The organism is Corynebacterium sp. MSK073 (assembly GCF_030232085.1).
In the GTDB taxonomy this organism is placed as follows: Bacteria; Actinomycetota; Actinomycetes; order Mycobacteriales; family Mycobacteriaceae; genus Corynebacterium.
Window position 1 is genome coordinate 23,883 of record NZ_JASPIY010000012.1, and the last position, 20,019, is coordinate 43,901.

The 20,019-nt window shown below is 59.1% G+C and carries 22 protein-coding genes; 11 read left to right on the plus strand and 11 right to left on the minus strand.

The window, feature by feature from the left end; translation table 11 throughout:
* Nucleotides 1-11: 11 nt before the first annotated feature.
* Together QP970_RS08715 and QP970_RS08720 are read right to left on the minus strand one after the other, a co-directional pair.
* Nucleotides 12-695, minus strand: coding sequence for a DUF8462 domain-containing protein (locus QP970_RS08715; protein ID WP_239269373.1), 684 nt, complete (start codon nt 693-695; stop codon nt 12-14).
* Nucleotides 692-838 carry a hypothetical protein gene (locus QP970_RS08720; protein WP_239269372.1) on the minus strand — a complete coding sequence of 49 codons (147 nt, stop codon included), beginning with the start codon at nt 836-838 and terminating at the stop codon, nt 692-694. Before QP970_RS08720 ends, QP970_RS08715 begins: the two co-directional genes overlap by 4 nt.
* A 116-nt stretch (nt 839-954) precedes the next feature.
* Between QP970_RS08720 and QP970_RS08725 the strand changes: the two genes are divergently transcribed.
* On the plus strand, nt 955-1,572 hold the full coding sequence (locus tag QP970_RS08725; protein WP_239269371.1) for a GntR family transcriptional regulator: 618 nt from the start codon (nt 955-957) through the stop codon (nt 1,570-1,572).
* Between the two features lie 20 nt (nt 1,573-1,592).
* On the opposite strand, the gene QP970_RS08730 is transcribed toward QP970_RS08725, so the two are convergent.
* The 3 genes from QP970_RS08730 to QP970_RS08740 all read right to left on the minus strand — a co-directional run bounded on the left by QP970_RS08730 (nt 1,593) and on the right by QP970_RS08740 (nt 4,622).
* Nucleotides 1,593-2,372 (minus strand): putative hydro-lyase, encoded by a 780-nt coding sequence (locus QP970_RS08730; protein ID WP_239269370.1) that lies wholly within the window; start codon nt 2,370-2,372, stop codon nt 1,593-1,595.
* Nucleotides 2,363-3,526, minus strand: a complete 1,164-nt coding sequence (locus QP970_RS08735) for an NRAMP family divalent metal transporter (protein WP_239269443.1) — start codon at nt 3,524-3,526, stop codon at nt 2,363-2,365. The genes QP970_RS08730 and QP970_RS08735 overlap by 10 nt, the downstream gene beginning before the upstream one ends.
* Before the next feature lie 196 nt (nt 3,527-3,722).
* Nucleotides 3,723-4,622, minus strand: coding sequence for a DUF559 domain-containing protein (locus QP970_RS08740; protein ID WP_239269369.1), 900 nt, complete (start codon nt 4,620-4,622; stop codon nt 3,723-3,725).
* A gap of 541 nt (nt 4,623-5,163) precedes the next feature.
* On the opposite strand from QP970_RS08740, the gene QP970_RS08745 reads away from it, so the two are divergent.
* On the plus strand, nt 5,164-6,207 hold the full coding sequence (locus QP970_RS08745; protein WP_239269368.1) for an RNase H family protein: 1,044 nt from the start codon (nt 5,164-5,166) through the stop codon (nt 6,205-6,207).
* Nucleotides 6,208-6,213: 6 nt separating this feature from the next.
* Here the strand turns inward: QP970_RS08745 and QP970_RS08750 are convergent, their stop codons facing one another.
* The gene (locus QP970_RS08750; RefSeq protein WP_239269367.1) at nt 6,214-6,669 is read right to left on the minus strand and encodes a YdcF family protein; all 456 of its coding nucleotides are present in this window, start codon (nt 6,667-6,669) and stop codon (nt 6,214-6,216) included.
* A gap of 120 nt (nt 6,670-6,789) precedes the next feature.
* Here QP970_RS08750 and QP970_RS08755 point away from each other — a divergent pair, with 120 nt between their 5' ends.
* Together QP970_RS08755 and QP970_RS08760 are read left to right on the plus strand one after the other, a co-directional pair.
* On the plus strand, nt 6,790-7,776 hold the full coding sequence (locus QP970_RS08755) for a LacI family DNA-binding transcriptional regulator (RefSeq protein WP_239269366.1): 987 nt from the start codon (nt 6,790-6,792) through the stop codon (nt 7,774-7,776).
* Nucleotides 7,777-7,787: 11 nt separating this feature from the next.
* Nucleotides 7,788-8,696 (plus strand): ribokinase, encoded by a 909-nt coding sequence (locus tag QP970_RS08760; protein ID WP_284869859.1) that lies wholly within the window; start codon nt 7,788-7,790, stop codon nt 8,694-8,696.
* 18 nt (nt 8,697-8,714) lie between these two features.
* Here the strand turns inward: QP970_RS08760 and QP970_RS08765 are convergent, their stop codons facing one another.
* The 3 genes from QP970_RS08765 to QP970_RS08775 all read right to left on the minus strand — a co-directional run bounded on the left by QP970_RS08765 (nt 8,715) and on the right by QP970_RS08775 (nt 11,612).
* Nucleotides 8,715-9,161, minus strand: coding sequence for an endonuclease domain-containing protein (locus QP970_RS08765; protein ID WP_284869860.1), 447 nt, complete (start codon nt 9,159-9,161; stop codon nt 8,715-8,717).
* Nucleotides 9,162-9,878: 717 nt separating this feature from the next.
* On the minus strand, nt 9,879-10,379 hold the full coding sequence (purE, locus tag QP970_RS08770; RefSeq protein WP_239269363.1) for a 5-(carboxyamino)imidazole ribonucleotide mutase: 501 nt from the start codon (nt 10,377-10,379) through the stop codon (nt 9,879-9,881).
* 24 nt (nt 10,380-10,403) lie between these two features.
* Nucleotides 10,404-11,612 carry a 5-(carboxyamino)imidazole ribonucleotide synthase gene (locus QP970_RS08775; protein WP_239269362.1) on the minus strand — a complete coding sequence of 403 codons (1,209 nt, stop codon included), beginning with the start codon at nt 11,610-11,612 and terminating at the stop codon, nt 10,404-10,406.
* Here QP970_RS08775 and budA point away from each other — a divergent pair.
* Entirely contained in the window at nt 11,598-12,329 is a 732-nt protein-coding gene (gene budA, locus QP970_RS08780; protein ID WP_284771785.1) for an acetolactate decarboxylase, read from the plus strand. The two genes, QP970_RS08775 and budA, sit on opposite strands and share 15 nt — an antisense overlap.
* On the opposite strand, the gene QP970_RS08785 is transcribed toward budA, so the two are convergent.
* Nucleotides 12,307-12,747 carry a YdbT family protein gene (locus QP970_RS08785; protein WP_239269360.1) on the minus strand — a complete coding sequence of 147 codons (441 nt, stop codon included), beginning with the start codon at nt 12,745-12,747 and terminating at the stop codon, nt 12,307-12,309. The two genes, budA and QP970_RS08785, sit on opposite strands and share 23 nt — an antisense overlap.
* Nucleotides 12,748-12,820: 73 nt before the next feature.
* Nucleotides 12,821-13,690, minus strand: a complete 870-nt coding sequence (locus QP970_RS08790; RefSeq protein WP_239269359.1) for a biotin--[acetyl-CoA-carboxylase] ligase — start codon at nt 13,688-13,690, stop codon at nt 12,821-12,823.
* Nucleotides 13,691-13,733: 43 nt separating this feature from the next.
* Here QP970_RS08790 and QP970_RS08795 point away from each other — a divergent pair, with 43 nt between their 5' ends.
* From QP970_RS08795 to QP970_RS08820, 6 genes are all read left to right on the plus strand, one after another.
* Entirely contained in the window at nt 13,734-14,726 is a 993-nt protein-coding gene (locus QP970_RS08795; RefSeq protein ID WP_284869861.1) for an ABC transporter ATP-binding protein, read from the plus strand.
* Between the two features lie 101 nt (nt 14,727-14,827).
* On the plus strand, nt 14,828-16,090 hold the full coding sequence (locus QP970_RS08800; RefSeq protein ID WP_284869862.1) for an ABC transporter substrate-binding protein: 1,263 nt from the start codon (nt 14,828-14,830) through the stop codon (nt 16,088-16,090).
* A gap of 195 nt (nt 16,091-16,285) precedes the next feature.
* The gene (locus tag QP970_RS08805; RefSeq protein ID WP_284608956.1) at nt 16,286-17,293 is read left to right on the plus strand and encodes a carbohydrate ABC transporter permease; all 1,008 of its coding nucleotides are present in this window, start codon (nt 16,286-16,288) and stop codon (nt 17,291-17,293) included.
* Nucleotides 17,293-18,114: a carbohydrate ABC transporter permease gene (locus tag QP970_RS08810; RefSeq protein WP_023016855.1), complete on the plus strand. Its 822-nt coding sequence runs from the start codon at nt 17,293-17,295 to the stop codon at nt 18,112-18,114. The genes QP970_RS08805 and QP970_RS08810 overlap by 1 nt, the downstream gene beginning before the upstream one ends.
* Nucleotides 18,114-18,299: a hypothetical protein gene (locus QP970_RS08815; RefSeq protein ID WP_239269356.1), complete on the plus strand. Its 186-nt coding sequence runs from the start codon at nt 18,114-18,116 to the stop codon at nt 18,297-18,299. Before QP970_RS08810 ends, QP970_RS08815 begins: the two co-directional genes overlap by 1 nt.
* A complete protein-coding gene (locus QP970_RS08820; protein WP_239269355.1) occupies nt 18,296-19,801 on the plus strand; it encodes an alpha-amylase family protein in 1,506 nt (501 codons plus the stop codon). Before QP970_RS08815 ends, QP970_RS08820 begins: the two co-directional genes overlap by 4 nt.
* Nucleotides 19,802-20,019 lie beyond the last annotated feature (218 nt).

The following is a 20,019-nucleotide window of genomic DNA, read 5'->3' on the forward strand; positions in this document are numbered from 1 at the left end:
GGCCCGCGCACCTACCTGGGCGCCTGGCCGTGCAAATACTCGCCAAGGTAGGGCAAGAGGAAACGCACGGTTCCATAGCGGCGGCTAGCGATGAGATCGCGTTCTAAAAGCAGCTTGCGGGCCATGAAAATGGCATTGGGAGTCTTGCCCAGGCTCGCGGCGATGGCACCGGTGGGAATATCAGCGCCGTGTTCGGTTTCCAGCTCCGCCATGGCGTTGAGAAAAGCGCGCTGGGCGTCAGGAACATTCTTCAACGCAATCCTGTGCACCTGGTTGCCCATGTGCGCTGGAATCTCGCGCGCAATGGAGGACACGTGACGCTCCTCGATGGCATCCGCCCCATCGAGTACCGCACGGGTCCACGCCAAAGCGCCGACCAGCTGCAATAGGTACGGATAGCCCTGCACCAATGCGGTCGCCTCTTTTAAAGCGTGCTCGCTGAAACCGCGCCCAGCCGCGGTAGCGGTGCTGTGCAGGGTATCGGCTACGGTGGCATCATCAAGCAGCCCCAAATCCAGCCTTTGAGCGCGGCGCAAAAAGGTGGTGCCCTCATGCTCCAAAAGTTCTTCTACCCCAAACGTCAATCCCGCGGCGGCGAAGGCGATATCGTATTCGTCGCGAATGAGATCCTGGATGGCGGTTGCGAGCTGTGCAAGCTCATCCACGGAAGCCGCTTGCACCTCATCGACAGTCAACAGGACACCAGCAAGGCGCGCTGCATGCTGCCCACGCCGCCCACGAGCCCATAGTTAAACGAGCTAATTTCAAATTCGCGCCCGGCCAGCTGCACCGGCGACGCGCCGAAACTGGGGCGAAAAGGATTCTTATCCAGAATCACTATGCCAGAGCTTCCATTTAGATCCTTTAGAACTTTGCCACCTCTTTAGAACTTTTAGATCTTTAAGTCATACGGAATGGCCGTTGACGCCTCACCCATTCAGTAAGGTGAGGGTCATGCTTTCCCAGTCCGTCGCCACCGCTTTGCGCCAAGAGATGTCGGCCGGCAATTTTCAGCCCGGCGAGCAGCTCAGCGAGGTAAAGGTGGCCGAGCAATTCGGTTGCTCCCGCAATACCCTCCGCGAGGCTTTCACCACGCTCGCCGCCGAGCGCCTGGTCGAGCGCATCCCCCACCGCGGCGTCTTCATCGCCACCCCGGATGCCGCCTATATCCGCGATTTATTCGCCGCCCGCGCCGCCATCGAGCCGGCCGCGGCGCGCTGGGGCGCGTTTGCCGATGCCCCCTCGCTTATCTCCCTCGCCTCCTCCGCCTTCGAGTGCGCGAGGCGCGATAAGCACCAGGAAGTCTCCTCCATTAACCAGCGCTTCCACCAAGCCCTGGTGGCAGGGCTGGGTTCCCCCACCTTGGATGAGCAGATGAGCAACCTGCTCGCGCGCATGCGGCTTACCTTTTTATTGGTCATCCCCCGCTACCCACAGCTGCACGCCGAGCACATTCAAGGCAACGTGGATGTGGCCACGCTCATCGCGGATGGAAAACGCGAAGAGGCCACCACACACTTGCGCGATAGCCTCTTAGAAACTTGCGATACCATCTTATCCTTCACGGACTAATTAAGCGGCGGGGTCAATACCTAAGGGATGAGGTACTCCGCATCGCGGGCATTGGTCACCAGCATCTTGCCCGGGGCATGGGAAATAGCCAGATCTGGCTTTGATTCCATCACGATGGCCTGCGGGGTAACCCCACACGCCCAAAAGACGGGCAGGCAACCTTCTGGAATGTCCACCGCATCACCAAAGTCCGGGTGCGCTAAATCCGCAATACCGATAGCCGCCGGATCCCCCACGTGCACCGGAGCGCCATGCACGGACGGATAGCGAGAGGTAATGCGCACCGCATCGGAGACCTGCGATGCCGGAATCGGGCGCATCGATACCACCATCGGTCCGGAGAATACGCCCGCAGGAGTAGTAGGGATATTCGTCCGGTACATCGGCACATTGCGCTGCTGCTTAATATGCGCGATCTCGATACCCGCATCCACCAGCGCCGTTTCAAAGGTAAACGAGCAGCCGATAAGGAAGCTGACCATGTCGGGGGTGTAATAGGAGGTGGCATCGGCAAGCGTGGCCGTGTGCTCACCATGCTCAAAGATGCGATAGGCCGGGATATCGGTGCGGATATCGCCGCCAGGCAGGAGATCAGAGGTGTACTGTCCCGCCTCAAGCACGCCGACGATGGGGCACGGCTTGGGATTGCGCTGGGCAAAAAGCAGGAAGTCGAAGGCGTATGCGCTGGGCAGCGAGAGCAGGTTGGCCTGCATGTATCCCCGCGCATGCGCGGCGGTGGTGGTCATCTCGTGGGTGCGCGCGAACTCGCGCACCTCTTCTGGCGTGTGCATTATGCCCATATCGCTGTGATTCCTGAGACTGCTCGGAGGCCGATGAAGATGGTAAGCAGCCAGGCCAGGCCGCCAAGGATTAGGAGCCACTTTGGGTACTTATAGCCCTGCAGCAGATCCTTGCGGCGCCAAGCCACCCACATCACCAGCGCGAAGCCGATGGGAAGGATGAGCCCGTTAATCGCACCGGCGAAGATCAAGAGCTTTTGCGGCGCGGAGTTGATTATTACAAAAATGACCGTACAGACCGTAATGAAGATGACGGTGAAGATATTCCGAGTCCGGGCCGAAGTTTCCTGGGTGGTCACGAAGGATACCGAGGTATAAGCGGCACCGATGACGGAAGATAGGCCCGCAGCAAAGAGCACCATGCCGAATGCGCGGAGACCGAATTCACCGGCCGCGTGGTAGAAGGCATCGGCGGCAGTATTATTTTCTTTTAGCGTGACGCCGGTAGTCACCACGCCCAATACCGCCAAGAAGAGCAGCATGCGCATAATACCGGTGACGATGATGCCGCTAACGGAGGTCCGCGTAATGTTCTTCACGTTTTCAACGCCAGATAAGCCCGCATCGATCAACCGGTGCGCGCCGGCGAAAGTGATATAGCCACCGACGGTGCCGCCGATGATGGTGGTGATAACGAAGAAATCGATTTCACCCGGCGCGACTGTATTCTTCAGCGCCTCCCCTACCGGCGGCTGGCTGACGATGGCCACGTACAACATGAGCAGGATCATCACCGCGCCCAGGGCGGCCACGAGGCGGTCCAGCGCCATTCCGGCGCGGCGGGAGAGGAAGATAAACACCGCAATCGCCGCCGCAATGACGCCGCCGATGCGCGCATCGATGCCCAGCATCGCGTTCAAGCCCAAGCCTGCGCCGGCGATATTACCGATATTAAAAATCGCCCCGCCGAAAAAGACGAAGCCGGCGAGCACCCAACCTAGACCGGGCAGGACGGTATTGCCCAAGGTATTGGCGCGCATTCCCGTCACGCAGAGCACGCGCCACACATTGAGCTGGATGGCAATGTCCACCAAGATGGACAGCGCGATAGCGAAGGCAAAAGAAGCGCCCATCTGGACGGTAAAGACCGAAGTCTGGGTCAAAAAGCCCGGGCCAATGGCCGAGGTAGCCATGAGGAACATGGCTCCCGCCATGGCGCCAATGCCCTTGGGCGGGGTTTTCGCATCCGCCTCCGCCCCCGCCGGTGACGGGGCGGAAGCCTGTTTTTCAGCACTCACTAGTCTCACCTTTCGTGACGCCGGTCTCTCTTAATTGTGATTCGCATCATCATAATTGCTATTACGGAGGTTGTTCAACAACATCTATAGCTAGGGGTACCACGGGGGTGATCTACGCTACTTTTCCCGTCTTTCGCCCCAGGTATTCAACTATTGTCTCTACGACCCTATTCGGGTCATTAACCAGCTCTTTTGGCCCAAACCTCAATACCGTAAATCGCTGGTTTTCGATTTCTCGTTGCCGGCGCATCTGTTCCTTGACCACTGTTTCCGGCGCTTTCCCATAAGTACCGTCGTACTTGGTATCCCCGTCGACCTCAATAATGAGCCACCCATCGATGCATAAGTCAGCCCGGTACTTTCCCAATACGCGAAATTGTGGGTACACAGTGGCCGAGGGAATCTTTTCAATAATTAACGCCCGCAACAGCGACTCGTACGGTGATTCAGAACCGGCATACGCATGCTCCACCACCATTTTCATGGGGAGAGGCCCCTTCATCCGAGCCATTACTGCCCGGGTTTCCTTTAGTTCTTCTACCGAAACTAGGCCCGCACGCAATGCGGAATCGACCGCAACAAGCCCCTCCGCAAACCCATGTAGCCTGGCGATATCCAAGCACGTCCGCGCCGGATTCGTCACCCGAACCCCAGACCTTTCCACCGATGTCTCCCCTATACGTGACATTCGGTAGTACTTTCGCGGCCAGTGCGTTTTCGGTGGGATACTTCCTGAAGGTGAAGCGAGTTCGACGACCTCATTTCTCCGCGGAATTACCCAAATTCCCCAAATACGCGCAGCCGACTTAGCCACCAATGACGCTCGGTGCGCACTTAGGCCGGCCGCTAAAGTAAGGGCAAGCTGTTGCTTATGCCATGGCCAGCTTTCCCACGTCGTTGTTTTCACTGCAATCCATGGAGCGACTCGCTTTAATTCGCCCGTGTACAGCGCGGGATAGTAAGGACTAGTTGAACCTGCGTAACGAAGATTAATTAACTCATGATTTAACATGCTCTTTATCTTCGCGGCTTCCTAGAGAAACTGCCGGGCGTGATGCTCCAAATGGTCACATTCTGAGCTCTCCGCCGGCAATCTGCACCGAACGGGTGACGGTCCACGGAGCGGACGGCCAGCATCTGTTGCGGAAGGCTAGGTAGTCGGCCGCTTTCAGTCAGGGGTTGGAGGGTCAGCCTCCTATGGTCAGCCTCCTATGGTCATCCTCCACTGCAATAACTGAGCAAACTAGCGCCTCAAATATCGCAAATCTTCTTCAAATGTTGCATGGGACCCTGCACTTTTGCGGAGCAACCTAAAGAGGCCTTTGAGCAACCGGTTGCGGAGCAACCTGAAGGGGCCTTTGCACAGCCCATTTCGGAGCTTCCTGAAGGGGCCTTTGCGCAGCTTCCTGAACAATCCGTTGCACAGCTCTTTTGTGGCACTGTTGCGAGACTGGCCGCAACGAGTACTAGAACTATCGAGAACCTTCACGAATCGAGCCCACATCAGGCGCGTGCAGCTCACAGCTGGAATGGGGCGTGATTTACTAGTACCAATGGAACCCCTCGAGCTCTCAGCACTCACCGGCACGCAATCGCGCACCTACGGCACCCGCAAAATTACCAAGAACATGGTGTCTGCGCCGGTGCATGTGGCGATCGCGTTGTGGGATGAACGCTGGGACTCAGCGGAGGACGGAACTATCGAGGGGTGGGTCATCGCGGTCAACACCCCGCAGGCACGCTTCGTGCGCAAAGGCCAGATCAAAAAAGGCGATATCGTCAAAGTTGCAGTAAACGAGCTACAGCGGGCCTTGCACGGAATAGATGGACGCACCTGGATTGTCACCGGGCGTAGGCAAAATGCGCTGCGAGCGACACTCGAGAAGCGCGGCTATACGGTGACGGGGAGCTTTGCGGGGGAGAATCGGGCATCGGCAAGCGCGAGCTCCGCACGCCGCAAACAAGCTGGTTTGACCGCACGGAAGGCCCGCAAGCTGGGCGAGGCCCCGAAGAAGAAGGAAACCAACCAGGTCGAAACACCAGAGGCGAAATGGTGGCCCAACTTCTCGCACACGACGTCGTGGCCGGCGGGCGCGGTGGTGCGCATCGCCACCGATGCCTCCTCCGATACCGTGTTCAAGGGCTCAATGTGTTTCGTGGCGGGAAACGGTGACTACCGCCTGCGCACCCGCGAGACGAAAGCTAGCACGGACGAACTGGAGCTTGAAGCGCTCACGCTCGCGTTAAAGTACCTGCTCAAGGTAGGTGCAACGAAGGCCGTGATCGAATCCGATTCCGTCGCGGCACTGGACGCGGTCAACCATATCCTGCACAAGAAGGGCTCCAAGGCGGCACGGTCTGGACGCAGGTGGCGCGGTGTCTCGTCTGGCGCGCGTTCCCGTTTCCAACAGGCCTGGGGCGACCTTGAAGGCACCTGCGAAGTGGACATCCGCAGGGTACTCGGGCATGCCGGAGATCCGCTCAATCGCGCCGCCGATCAGATTGCGTATATGGGGCTGCGCGCCATTGCCCACCCCATGAAGCAATCTCGGCCTACCTTGCAAAGCGGGATCAGTAAGGCACTCAAAGTGGTATAGCCTCGGTTACCTCCGCAGTCGCCGCCACAGGATTCGCGCCGCGGAATGCGGGGTCGCCGCAAGCTCGCGCAGGTAATTGCGCGGCATCGACAGCCACGGCGTGCGCGCGGAGTGAACGGTTATTGCAATGCCCAAATGCCAGGCCCACAATGCGGTGCGCAGGGCATGGAAATCGTTGGTGACCACCTGCAATACGGCATCTGGTGCGAGGCTGTGCGCGTTTTCTAGGTTCTCATTTGTACTGGTAGCAACCGGTTCCACGAGCACATCCCGAGGATCAACACCCCGCTGGATTAGGTATTCGGCCATCGCGCCCGCTTCCCCGCGGCCAGAGACGATGACCGTCTGCCCAGAATAGAGTTCGAGCGTCTTATCCAAACGCGATCGCAGCATGGCGCCCGGATGACCGTGGGTAACCCGGGAGCCCAAAACAAGGAGCGGATCTCGTGGGGAATTTTCCATGCTCATTAGCTTAGACCGGCGCGAACCCTTGACAGGCACAGGTACTGAACCGTAAATTGAAACATAAGTGTGCAATCGATTGCACACCCCGTCGAAGCTGCTCTACCCCTAGGAACCGAAATGGCCGCAACCACCCTCAAGCACGTAGCCGCTGCTGCTGGGGTGTCCATTTCCACCGCCTCGCGCGCACTGGCAGGAAACCCAGCTATTTCCGTAGCCACCCGCACGCGCGTAAAACAGGCAGCTGAACAGCTCAATTACCGCCCAAATGCCCAGGCACGCGCGCTGCGCAACGCACGGTCCAATGCCATCGGCCTCGTCATACCAAGCCTGGACAACTCGTATTTCGCCGCCATGGCCGCCGCAATTGAGCAAGAGGCTAATGCACACGGTTTTGCCACCATGATTACTAGTTGCGGCGAGGATCCTGCGCGTTTGGAACGCGCCCTCGATGCCCTCACGCAGCGGCAGGTCGATGGAATAATTACTGTTCCCCTCGATGGCGCAGAAGAGGCGATTGACCAAGCCCACTCCCATCGGCCGTTGCTATTGATTGACCGAACACTCGGAGAATTTCCCGCCGTGATTTCTGATCCCAGTCCGGGAATGCACAGGGCAATTGCGCAGCTCAAGGACAAAGGCCATACCTCGATTGGCTATCTTTCCGGCCCCCAAGAAACCTCTACCGGCAGGCAGCGCCTCGCTGTATTCACAGAAGCGGCTCGCGACCTTAATATCCACATTCACCACGGCAGCTTCCGGCACCGAGAGGGATACAAGGGTGCAATCGAACTACTTAATGCAGGGGTTACGGCCATCGTCGCCGCTGATTCGATGATGACTGCAGGCGCATTAGAAGCCTGTCATAATTCCGGCAAGGCCATTGGAGAGGAAGTCGCACTCGTCGGTTTCGATGACTTCATTTACCTGCGCTTCCAGCCGGCACCCATATCCGTAGTGGACCAAAACGTCGATCACATGGGCAAGATAGCCACCGCAGAACTCATCGCGGCCATCAAAAATAGGCGCCTGCCTCAAGGATCAATAATCGATACGCGATATATCCCCCGCATGTCCACCGCATTCACCGTAGAATCCGATTCATAGGAGGATTTCCAATGAGCAAGCTCACCGTCGTCGGCTCGATTAATGCTGACCTTATTGTCCACGCCGAACGCCACCCGCACCCCGGCGAAACCCTGCTGGGCTCCGGCGGCGAGATCCTCGCTGGCGGCAAGGGCGCAAACCAAGCGGTCGCCGCTGCGCAATTGGGCGCCAATGTAGCTTTCGTCGGCGCGGTCGGCTCCGATCCCTACGCCGAGCCCGCCATGCACTACATGCACAGCTCCGGCATCGACCTCAACGCGGTGGAACAGGCCGATACCACTACCGGCTTGGCGGTCATCACGGTCTCCGCCGATGGCGAAAACACCATCGTCATCTCCCCCGGCGCGAACGCTCTTGTCGATGCCCCCTTCGTCACCGCCCGCCAATCCACCATCGCCGATGCGGACGTGGTCCTGCTCCAGGGCGAAATCCCCGCCTCCGGTTTCAAAGCCGCAGTCGATGCCGCCCAAGGACGCGTAGTCGTCAACCTCGCCCCAGTCATCGAGGTGGACCGCGACGCGCTCCTGCAGGCCGATCCCCTCATGGCCAACGAGCACGAGGCTGGCCTCATCCTTGAGCAACTGGGCCTTTCTTCCACCGGCACCCCGCGCGATCTCGCCCACCGCCTGGTTTCCGCCGGCTTTAAATCGGTGGTGCTGACCCTCGGGGCCGAAGGCGCCTACGTGGCAACGCCCGAATCCAACACGGATATCCCCACCCCACAGATCACCGCGGTCGATACCACCGGCGCCGGCGATGCCTTTGCCGGTGCATTTTGTACCAAGCTCCTTGCAGGCGCCACGCTTGTCGATGCCGCCACCTTCGCCGCCCGCGTCGGTGCCTTTGCCGCCACTAGCGCCGGCGCCCAGCCGTCCTATCCCACGACCTCTTCGAGGTTGCCAGAGGTAACGCAAGAATAGAACTGCGTTCGGTGGTATCTAGCCGTAGATTGGTTCGGACTCAAATCCGGCGAGAATCCAATGCCACTGCCACACGGGCTTGTGAACGTGCGACGTGAAGTTGGTGTGGCCCTCGTCTGCTTCGATTATTTGCTGCACTACATCAACTAAGTGGTGCTTCACGCAGCTCCCCGAGTACCGCAACACCGTATAGCCTTTCAACGCAGCGTTATTTCCCTTCCACCGGTCCTTAATGAAGGTACCTAGGTCTTCAGCCTTGTGGTAGTCGTAACCATCAATCTCTACCGCCACCTTACCCACCACAATGTCCCACAGGTACGGACCGATTTGATGGTTAACCTGCACCTTTTTACCGCGCTTCTGCAATGCGCGGGCCACCTTCCTCTCCACTTCACTATCGGCACCGATGGCGGCCTTTTCACCAGTTCTTTGACCCTTGCCGGTACCCGAGAGATAGCGCCCCATTCCTTCTCTAGGGCTTGTTTCCCGCGTCGCGTCTGATAGCGCGCTTCTAGCATCGCCAGCGCTTCCGCTTCACCTACCTCTCCCGCAGCCAATAGTGGATTCTGAACAGGAACGCCATCCTGGCTAAAGGTCGTTGTCTGCCGCGTACGCTGCACCTTTAACCAAGTAGAGTTCGCCAGCGGGTGCTCGTAGGCACAATGCAGCGGAAAGGTCAGTTCCTTCTTGGAATAGAGCTCAACCGCAGATTTCCCCGCGAGCATTATTCCAGGCCATTTTTCATGCACGATGCGAGCGAGCTCGAATGGCGTAGGTTTCCGCCACGTATACAACCCACGGCGAATTTTAATTATCTTGCCGCTGGCCAGACCGGACCGCAGTTGCCTTTGATTCAACCCCGATACTAAAAGTTCCTTCATCTACTCCCCCCTCGAAACAGTTACGCCCCGAGTGGAATTGTAAGTGAGGCAGCGCGGATTCGCAGGGCCACGTGCCACCGACCCCAGCCTTGAGGCGTCCATAATAACCGCGTTCCTCTAAATATCTGGCCAAAAAAATGAACAATCGCGGTTGTTTTGGACGCAGCGCCGCCCGATCAACGCCCTGGATGCCAGAAAACCTACGCACGCCATACAAAAACGCCTAAAACAACCGCATTCCTCTAAAAATCAGACCCCAAATTGGAGAAACGCGGTTGTTTTGGACGCAGAGTACTAGGGGCTACTCCCCTAGCAACTTCGAGCGCAGGTTCTTATCCTTCTGTTCGACTTCTTCTGCCATCTTTTCTTGGTAGGCAACCATCTTGTCTTGCAGCGCTGGGTCTCCGGCGCCCAGGATGCGGACGGCCAGCAGACCGGCGTTCTTTGCGCCGCCGATGGAGACGGTGGCCACGGGAACGCCGCTAGGCATCTGCACGATAGAAAGCAGGGAGTCTAGGCCATCGAGATCCTTGAGTGCGCGCGGAATGCCGATAACGGGCAACGGCGTGGCCGCAGCAACCATGCCTGGCAGGTGGGCGGCGCCACCGGCACAGGCGATGATGGCTTTAAGGCCGCGGGAGTGTGCGCCCTTGGCGTAGGCCAACATCTTTTCCGGGGTACGGTGGGCGCTGACCACGCCAACCTCAAAGGGGATGCCGAAGTCCGCGAGGACTTCCGCTGCGGGTTCGACGGTGGGCCAATCCGAATCCGAGCCCATAATGATTCCTACCTGCGGTTCCATAATGTCCTTTCTAGGTTTTAAGAGTTATGCCCAGGTTGCGTGCATCAGAAAGTGCGCGGCCTGGCGGGCGGCATCGTGGGTCTCATCGAGCGATGTACCAGCGACATTGACGTGGCCGATCTTGCGGCCAGCGCGGTGGTCCTTGCCGTACAGGTGAATCTTGGCGTGTGGGAAGCGCTCCATGACCTCGCGCACGCGCTGCGGCATGGGCATCTTGGGGTCTTCGTCCGCACCGAGCACGTTGGCCATCACGGTCACCGGAGCGAGGGCATCCACCGCGCCCAAAGGCAGGTCGAGTACGGCGCGCAGGTGCTGTTCGAACTGCGAGGTCACGCAGCCATCCTGGGTCCAGTGGCCGGTATTGTGCGGGCGCATGGCCAATTCATTAACGGAGATGTCCTCGCCATTCTCACCGTTGAAGGCGAAAAGTTCCACGGCCAGCACGCCGGTCACGCCGAGGGATTCGGCAATGCTCAGCCCCAGCGCAGAGGCGCGTTCTGCCAGCTCAGGCGAGAGATCGGGCGCGGGCGCGATGGCCTCGGCACAGATGCCGTTGGCCTGGCGGGACTGGGTAATGGGCCAGACCTTGGCTTCACCGGATGGGCGACGCGCTACCAAGATGGACAGCTCGCGGGTCAGATCCACCTTCTCTTCGGCCATGAGCGGCGTGCCGGCATCTAATAGCTCGGCGACGAGCTCATCAAGATCGGCATCCGAGGGAAACCACACGCCCTTGCCGTCATAGCCACCGCGGCGGGCCTTGAGGCACACGCGCCCGTCTACGGCATCGAAAAAAGCGCGGGCATCGGCGACGGATTCGATGGCGCTAAACCGCGGGACGGGCGCCCCCAGAGCGGAAAGCTTTTCGCGCATGTCCAGCTTGTCCTGGGCATAGCGCAGGGCGCTGGGCTGGGGCTGGACGTTGAAGGAGGCATCGATAAGCGCGGCGGAATGCTCATTGGGCACATGCTCATGCTCGAAGGTAACCGCATCCGCGCCGCGGGCTGCCGCGAGCAGGTCCTCGTACTTGTGGTAATCGCCCACCACGATATCCGGGGTAACCTGCGCGGTAGAAGAATCCGGGCTACCAGCAAGAATCCGCAGATGAATATCGAGTTCAGCGGCGGCAGGCTGCATCATGCGCGCCAGCTGACCATCGCCACAGACAGTTACAATAGGTTTTGAGACACTCACGCCCACAATATTAGCTTGGATACCATGTTTACCCGTCATTCGATCTTCCAGAACTCCCTCATGAGCGCCCTCCTTGATGGCATTTATGACGGCGAGATGACCATCTCTGAGCTGCTAGGAAAGGGCAATTTTGGCATCGGTACCTTTAACGGCCTCGATGGTGAAATGATCATCTTGGACGGGACCTGCTACCAGCTGCGCGGCGATGGCTCCGCGCGGGTTGCGGACTTGGACCAGCAGACTCCTTATTCCGTGGCCACCAACTTTGTGCCGCGCATTCTTGTCGATGCCCCACGGGGCCTGCGCCGCGACGAGCTTTCCGCCTTCATCGACGAGATAGAGCCTTCCGCCAACTACATGTATGCCGTCCGCATCACGGGCAGGTTTTCTGAGGTCTCAACGCGCACCGTGGTCAAACAAACCAAGCCCTATCCCCCAATGACCAAGGCGGTCGGCGGCGATAAAGAGCTGCACTTTAGCGATGTCGAAGGCGTCATCGGTGGCTTCCGCACTCCCGTATACGAGCGCGGGATTTCGGTGCCCGGCTGCCACGTGCACTTTATCGACGCCGCGCGTAAGTCCGGCGGACATGTGCTGGATTACACCGTGGATGAAGCGAAAATCGAGCTCTGCCCCGGTTCCGATTTAGAACTGCGTCTTCCGTTGACCCAAGAATTCAGCAGCGCTAATCTCGCACCGGAGGACCTAGATAAGCAATTGCACTCGACCGAGGTTAAAACCAGGGGCGATCATTAATAATCTCCGCCACCTGCTTTGACTTGGCCACGGTGGGAAAATACATGGCCCTGTCCCAACCGTTGAGTGCAATGGAAATGCCGCCGCGGCGCTTGCGGGCGCCGCGAATATCTTCCAGCGGAATCGAATCGATGTGGCGGCCCTCTCGCACGATGACGCGGCGGTTGGTCACGATGAACCGCTTGCGGCGGGCCCTATATAAAGGAATAAGGAAGCGCCACGTGCTCAGCCCAGCCCACAAGACGACGAGCCCATTGCGCAACATCGGATCTACTCCCTGGGCATCGCACCAGCCGATGGCAATCCACAGCACGCCGGTGATGAGGATGAGCTCCAAGAATGGGAAAACGAGCGCGCGAAACGGCGCGGATACATCCGCGCGCTTTACCTCGCCTTGGCCCATCTTCATCAATCCCATAGCCATGGATAGTACCAGTGCGAGGCCGTGCTGCTCAGACCACGCGGACTCCGCAGCACCCGCCGCGCAGTACCTATCGTGCCGGGCGCAGATGCGTCACGTCGCCGGCGGAGTAGTACTCGCCCGCGACGTTAATGCGGCCGTCATCGCCGATGCCCTCGACGCGGCCGATGACATCGCCAGTCGGGGTCTCCAACCGCACCTCCTGGTCAATGGATGAGCACACCGCGCGGTAATCCTGCATAAGCTGCGGATCCTGGTTTTCCCACTGCGTAATGCGGCGGCGCAGGTTTTTCAGCACGGTAATAGCCAGCTCGGTGCGGTCGGTATCGCGGCCTTCAAGCGCCAGCGAGGTGGCCCTTTCGATGGGTAATTCCTCGCGGGTGAGTGTGACATTAATGCCCATACCCACGACCACGCGCGCGGAGGGTGCCTGCCCGCCGACGGTCTTATTTACCTCGGCTTTATTGACTTCTGCTTTGTTGACCTCAGCCTTGTTCAACTCAGTCTTATTGAGTTCTGTCTTGTTGAGCTCGGTCTTCGGAGCGGACTTGAAGGCTTGGCCCACCGGACCGGCCTCGGCAAGGATGCCGCAGAGTTTATTGCCATCTATATGCACGTCATTCGGCCACTTGAGCACGGAACCCTCGATGGAATCGGTCACGGCCAGGCCCGCAGCCAGCGGAAGCGTGCCCAAGTAATCGAGGGAATCGGGCAAGAGCAGCACGGAAAAGATCACCTGGGATCCGGCGGGCGCCGTCCACGCCCGGCCGAGGCGGCCCTTGCCGGATAGCTGCTCATCGGCAAGCAGCACGGTGCCATCGGCAACGTTGGTGGCCTGCATCAGGTCGGTATTGGTGGAACCGGTCTGATCCACAAAATCGATGGTGCTGAAGTCCTCTGCCAGGGCGGTGCGGATGCGGTGCTTATCAAGTGCAGTCATAGATTCCAAGATACCGCCCGCCGGTGGTGCTAGTGTGTTGCGCATGGCAAAGGTCACTTTTGAAAAGGTAAATATCACCTACCCCGGCGCGGCGGCGCCCACAGTGAAGGAATTGGACCTAGAAATCGCGGACGGCGAGTTCCTCGTCTTGGTGGGACCGTCTGGCTGCGGCAAGTCCACGACGCTGCGCGCGCTGGCCGGCCTTGAACCAATTTCTAGTGGCCGGATTCTCATCGATGATGCGGATGTCACGGGCCTTGAACCGGGCGATCGCGATATTGCGATGGTTTTTCAAAATTATGCGCTCTACCCGCACCTTTCGGTGGAAGAAAACATGGGCTTTTCGCTCAAACTGGCCAAGCTCTCGAAGGCTGAAATCAAGCAAAAGGTCCAGGATGCAGCAGACATGCTGGGCCTAAGCGAGTTCCTCAAGCGCAAGCCCAAGGACCTATCGGGTGGTCAGCGCCAGCGCGTGGCCATGGGCCGTGCCATCGTGCGCAATCCTAAGGCCTTCCTCATGGATGAACCGCTTTCTAACCTGGATGCGAAGCTGCGCGTGCAGACTCGTACCGAGCTTGCGAGCCTGCAGCAGCGGCTTGGGACCACCACGGTCTATGTCACCCACGACCAGGTCGAGGCGATGACGCTGGGGCACCGGGTAGCGGTGTTAAAAGATGGCGTATTGCAGCAGGTTGCCCCACCGCGTGAGCTTTATGCGGAGCCAGCCAACGAATTCGTCGCTGGCTTTATCGGATCGCCTGCAATGAATATCTTTGACCACAACAGCGAGCGCCTGGGCGTGCGCCCGGAAAACATGCACCTCAATGAGGGCGCTGAGGGCCTGCGCGGCGTGGTCGACCTAGTTGAAGAATTGGGTTCCGAATCCTTCGTTTACGCCACGGTGGGTGGCGAGCGTTTCGTTGCGCGCTGCGAAGGCACCCCGCCACAGCGCGGCGAGGAGGTTGTATTGACCTTTGATGAAAGCGCCGCACACCGCTTCGATCCAGAGACCGGGCAGCGCATCGCTACCTCTTAAAGCACCCCCGTTTAGAGGTGAATAATCAAAATCTATTCTGCGCGCGGTGTTTGTAAATTATTTTTAAGGAACACCCAAGCTTTCTGAAAGGTGAATTCCCCATGAAGAAGTACTTCATTCGCACCACAGTCGCCACCACGGCAGTACTGGCACTAGCCGGCTGCTCCACGTCTGACGACGGTGCAGATAACGCAGATGGCTCCGCATCCGGTTCCGGTTCCGGCGCTGACTCCCACGGCCCCATCACCTTTGCCATGGGCAAGAACGACACGGATAAGATCACTCCCATCATCGATAAGTGGAATGAAGAAAATCCGGATGAAAAGGTCACGCTCAAGGAGCTCGCGGGCGAGGCAGATGCCCAGCGCGAGACCCTCGTGCAGTCCCTCCAGGCCGGCAATGATGACTACGATGTCATGGCCCTCGACGTGGTCTGGACCGCGGAATTCGCCGCCAACCAGTGGCTCCAGCCGCTCAACGGTGACTTCGAGACCGATACCTCGGAGCTCTTGCCGGCCACCGTGGAATCCGCAACCTACAATGACGTGCTGTATGCGCTCCCGCAAAACACCAATGGCCAGCTCCTGTTCCGCAATACTGAACTCGCGGACGCTACCCCGGAGAAATTCGCCGACCTCGAATCCGCCTGCAAGGCACTGGAAGACGGCAAAAAGTGCCTGACCACGCAGCTCAAGCAGTACGAGGGCTTGGCTCTTAATACCGCCGGCTTCATAGAGGGCTGGGGCGGCTCGGTGCTTGACGATGACGGCAATGCCACCGTCGACTCAAAGGAAGCCCAGGAAGGCCTGCAGGCCATGGTGGATGCTTATGAAGACGAAATCATCTCCAAGGACTCCACCGCCGCCACCGAGGAAGAGACCAACATGGCCTTCACCGAGGGCAAGACCGCCTTCGCAGTGAACTGGCCCTACATGTACACCAACGCGGTCGATGCCGGCCTCGACGTCGAGGTCCAGGCACCGCTGGGCAAGGACGGCGTTGGCGTATCCACTTTGGGCGGCTACAACAACGGCATCAACATCAATTCCAAGAACAAGGGCACCGCCCTGGACTTCATGAACTTCATCATCAATGAGGAAAACCAGAAGTCCTTTGCTGAGCAGTCCTTCCCGCCGGTTCTTTCCTCCATCTACGATGACCCGCAGCTGCAGGAGGAATTCCCCTACCTGCCAGCGCTGAAGGAATCCCTGGAAAACGCCGCACCGCGCCCAGTATCGCCGTTCTACTCCGCCATCTCTAAGGCCATCCAGGACAACGCTTATGCCGCGCTGACCGATGGCAAGTCCGTCGAAGATGCCACCTCCGATATGAAGGCGGCCATCGACTCTGCTTCGCAGGGTTAAAGATACGCTCCCTGCCCCTCGTATCCCACGAGCAGGGAGCATGCATAAAACTGAGAAATACATAGCGAACCGCTAGTGCACAAATGGGTGAGGAAGGCGCATACGCCATAGCCTCACCCTTTGTGGTTTTCCCACCCTAGTTGGGGATAGAATCTAGCGCACCAGAAATTATCTGAACCAGAAAGGCGAATAACCGTGGTCACCACTTCGCCGACGCAACAGACGCACTCATCATCAAAGAAACCCAAGCGCACCCCTAGCTCCAGCAGGTTTGCCAATTTCGGGCGGCCCGCCGCGCTGATCGCCCCAGCGCTCATCGTGCTGGGCATCATCATCGGCTATCCCATCGTGCGCGCGGTCATCCTGTCTTTCCAGGGAAACCGGCAGCTGAACCCCAAAACGGGCATCTTTGAAGAAGGCGGTTTTGCCGGCCTAGACAATTACCTGTACTGGATCAATAACCGCTGTGTTTCCGGTGCGGGGGAAATCACGACGTGCCCGCCCGGTGTTATCGCCACCGACTTCTGGCCCGCCGTAAAAATCACGCTGTTTTTCACCGTGGTCACCGTCGCTTTGGAGACCATCCTCGGCATGTTCATGGCCATCATCATGAACGGCGAGTACCGCGGCCGCGGCTTGGTGCGCGCCGCCGTGCTCATCCCCTGGGCCATTCCTACCGCCGTGACGGCCAAGCTGTGGCAGTTCATGTTCGCCCCAGAGGGCATCGTCAATTCCTTGCTTGGTACGAATATCGCCTGGACCACGGACCCGTTTTATGCGCGCTTTGCCGTTATCATCGCAGACGTGTGGAAGACCGCGCCATTTATGGCGCTGCTCATCCTGGCCGGCCTGCAGATGATCCCCAAGGACGTCTACGATGCCGCCCGCGTCGATGGCGCCAACCGCATCCAAACCTTCTTCCGCATCACCCTGCCGCTGGTGCGCCCAGCCCTGATGGTGGCCGTGCTCTTCCGCACCCTGGATGCGCTGCGCATGTATGACCTTCCCGTCATCATGATTTCGAGCTCGTCTAACTCCCCTACCGCCACCATTTCCCAGCTGGTGGTGGAAGATATGCGCCAAGGTAACTTCAATTCCGCCTCGGCGCTATCCACCCTTATCTTCTTGCTCATCTTCTTCGTCGCCTTCATCCTCATCCGCTTCCTCGGTGCGGATGTCTCCGGCAGAAAGGGTGCAAAGTAATGCGTAAATTCGGACACTACGCGGGCATTATCTTCATCATGTTCTGGGGCCTTGCGCCCTTTTATTGGATGGTGGTCACCGCCCTGCGCAGCCAGGAATTCACCTTCGATACCACGCCCTGGCCAACGCATATCACGCTCGATAATTTCCGCGATGCCCTCGCGACGGACAAGGGCAATGACTTCCTCGGCGCGCTGGGCAATTCGCTGTTCATCTCTCTCGCGACCACCGCGGTAGCCGTTTTAGTCGGCGTATTTACCGCGTATGCGCTCTCCCGCTATGACTTCCCCGGCAAGGGTATCGTCACCGGCATCATCCTGGCAGCCTCCATGTTTCCCGCCATCGCGCTGGTTACCCCGCTCTTCCAGCTCTTTGGGCGCCTGGAATGGATCGGCACCTACCGCGCGATGATCATCCCGAATATCTCCTTCGCCCTGCCGCTGACGGTCTATACCCTGCTCAGCTTCTTCCGGCAGCTGCCCTGGGAGCTTGAGGAGGCCGCCCGCGTGGATGGCGCGTCCCGCGCCCAGGCCTTTCGGCTCATCCTCCTGCCGCTGGCCGCCCCGGCGCTCTTTACCACCGCGATCATTGCCTTTATCACCACGTGGAATGAATTCATGCTGGCCAAGCAGCTGTCCACGACGGGCACCGAGCCGGTCACGGTGGCCATCGCCCGTTTCTCTGGCCCCTCGGCCTTCGAGTACCCTTATGCCGCAACCATGGCGGCTGGTGCATTGGTGACCATTCCGCTTATCATCATGGTGCTCATTTTCCAGCACCGCATCGTCGCCGGGCTTACCGCAGGAGGTGTCAAGGCCTAATGCGCCGGTCCCTGCTGTGGGATTCGCTCCTCGGATTCCTCGGCTTCTTCGCGTGCCTTGCGGTCATCCAAGCCGTAGTGAACTTATTTGAAGACTCTCCCGCCGTATGGCCCAGCCTGGTGGCCGGCGTGCTGTGCGCACTGACGTACTTTGCGTGGCGGGCAAAAAGAAAGGATCTGCAATGAGCTGGCACCACAACGCCGTCTTCTACCAAGCCCTGGTGGGCTCGTTTAAGGACTCCGGCAATAACGAGGCCGAGAATAAGGGGATCGGTACACTGCGCGGGGTCATCGACAAGCTGGATTACCTCCAGTGGTTGGGCGTGGACTGCCTCTGGCTCTCGCCGTTTTATGCCTCGCCGCTGCGCGATGACGGCTACGATATCGCCGATTATTACTCTATCCACCCCGATTACGGCACGATGGCGGATTTCGAGGAACTGGTTGAGGAATTGCACCGTCGCGATATGCGCATCATGACGGACCTGGCGCTCAACCACACCAGCTCCGATCACCCGTGGTTCCAAGCCTCGCGCTCCGACCCGGATGGCCCGTTTGGGGATTTCTACGTCTGGGGCGATGACCCCGAGCGCTACCCCGAAATTCGCGTCATTTTCACCGACGTTGAAACCTCCAACTGGACCTGGGATGATAAGCGCCAGCAGTACTATTTCCACCGCTTCTACTCCCACCAGCCGGATCTCAATTACGATAACCCGGACGTGCAGGATGAGGTCTTTAATATCTTGTCCTTCTGGATGGACAAGGGCCTCGACGGCCTGCGCCTCGATGCCATCGCGTACCTCTTCGAGCGCGATGAGCTCGGCGGCGAGTCCCTGCCGGAGACGGTGGAGTTCGTGGAAAAGATTCGCGCCTTTATGGATACCCACTATCCCGAGGCCGTCCTCATTGCGGAGGCCAACCAGCCTCCCAAGGAGACCATGGAGTACTACGGCTCCGGCAATCGCTTCCACATGGTCTTCAACTTCCCGGTCATGCCCCGGCTGTACCAGGCGCTCGCGCTTGGCGATGCCACCCCCGTCTACGACATCCTCAACCAGCTACCGCCGCTGCCCGAGGGGTGCCAGTGGGGTACCTTCCTGCGCAACCATGACGAGTTGACCTTGGAAATGGTCGACGATGACGTCCGCGAGCTGATGTATCAGACCTACCTGCCAGAAGAAGGCATGCGGGCGCATGTGGGCATCGCCAGGCGGCTCATGCCGCTCATGGGCGGGGACCGCCGCAAGGTGGAGCTGATGTTTTCGCTACTGATGACCCTGCCGGGTGCGCCCTTTATTTATTACGGCGATGAAATTGGCATGCTCGATGACACCTCTTTGCCGGATCGCTATGCCGTTCGCACCCCTATGCAGTGGGACGATAGCGAAACCGCGGGCTTTAGTGCCCGCACCCCGGCGCGGCTGCCTATTGTCGGCGGCACGTCCGTGGAATCGCAGCTCAATGATGCCACTTCCCTGCTGCACAGCGTGCGCACCATGATCACGGAGCGCCACGCGCACCCCGAGCTGGGTACAGCACCCTGCGAGCCGGTGGAAACCGGTAAGGAAAGCGTGCTCGGTTACCAGCGCGGCGACCTGCTGTGCCTGCACAATTTCAGCGACCGCTCCGTTGACCTAGGCCCCGTTGAGCTTGGGCCTTACGGGTATGCGTGGTTGCCGGCTTAAAGCGGCCGCCTTCGGCCCTGCATAGCCACTGCACAGCCAGCCATGCCGGTGGATGGGCCCGGCTTTGCCATTTGTGCATCCTCCACTGCGATAACTGAGCAAACCCGGCCCTCAGATATCGCAAATCTTCCTCAAATGTTGCAGAGGAACCTGCACTTTGGAGGATGCACTTCAGAGGATGCACTTCTAATAAGGCACCGTAGCTGCCAAAAAGAGCC